The organism is uncultured Kordia sp. (assembly GCF_947496985.1).
Taxonomy (GTDB): domain Bacteria; phylum Bacteroidota; class Bacteroidia; order Flavobacteriales; family Flavobacteriaceae; genus Kordia.
In genome coordinates this window covers 1-936 of the sequence record NZ_CANMEZ010000028.1, presented here as the reverse complement: position 1 = coordinate 936, position 936 = coordinate 1, and the positions used below count along the sequence as shown (strand labels likewise).

The following is a 936-nucleotide window of genomic DNA, read 5'->3' as shown; positions in this document are numbered from 1 at the left end:
CATTACAATGTGATATAATATGTTGTAGTGCAGCAATGTAGTTGTCTGCAATTGTTTGTATCGTTTCTTTGTGATAACGTTTGCTATCATAGCTCCAATCTAGTTGTAACGTATTGTTTGTAACTATACTGTTGATCGCTATTCGATGTGGATTCTTGTTTGTTTTACTTATTGATTCGCCTGCCGATTCGCCTGCAAAACCAACTAAGCTTTTTTCTGCTTTCGAAACACTGTTGTCAAAACTTCCTAAGTAATTGAAAATGATTTCTTGATAATCTACGTTTAAGGTTTCTTGTACTTCCGCTTTGCCTAAATATCTAAGTACACTGTAGCCAATTCCTTTGTCTGGAATTGCTCTGAGCATATCTTTGGTGTCTGCTATTAGCGTTCCTACTTCTTCTTTTGGTGCAATGTCTAAACTCACTGGATATACTGTTGTAAACCAACCAAGTGTTCGATTGATGTCGATTCCGTCAAAAAGCTCTTCTCGTCCATGACCTTCTAAGCCTATGACTACTTTGTCTGAATCAACCCAACCATGTAATGCTATTGATAATGCGCTTAGCAATACATCATTGATTTCTGTTCCGTATGCACCATGAATGTCTTTTAAGAGTGATTCTGTTGCCGTTGCATCTAAACTTACATTATATGTATTGGTGTCTTCATATGAAATCGTTTCAGCATATTCAGTATCGACAGGTAATGGTTTGAAGTTCTTTATCACTTTTTTCCAATACCTATATTCTCCTTCTAAAGCGGATGAACTTGCGTAGGCTTCTAATGCTTCTGTCCATTGACGATACGAAGTCGCTTTTTCTGGTAAAGTCACTGGTATTCCTGCTTGAAGATTTTCGATGGTTCTTGTAAAATCTTCTAAGAAGATTCGCCAAGAAACTCCATCAATTGCTAAGTGATGAATTCCCATGAATAAAC

At 36.9% G+C, this 936-nt stretch carries 1 protein-coding gene; it reads right to left on the bottom strand.

The window, feature by feature from the left end:
- Nucleotides 1-936: condensation domain-containing protein (locus tag Q0828_RS24360; protein WP_298427970.1), on the bottom strand; the 936-nt coding region annotated here is incomplete at both ends.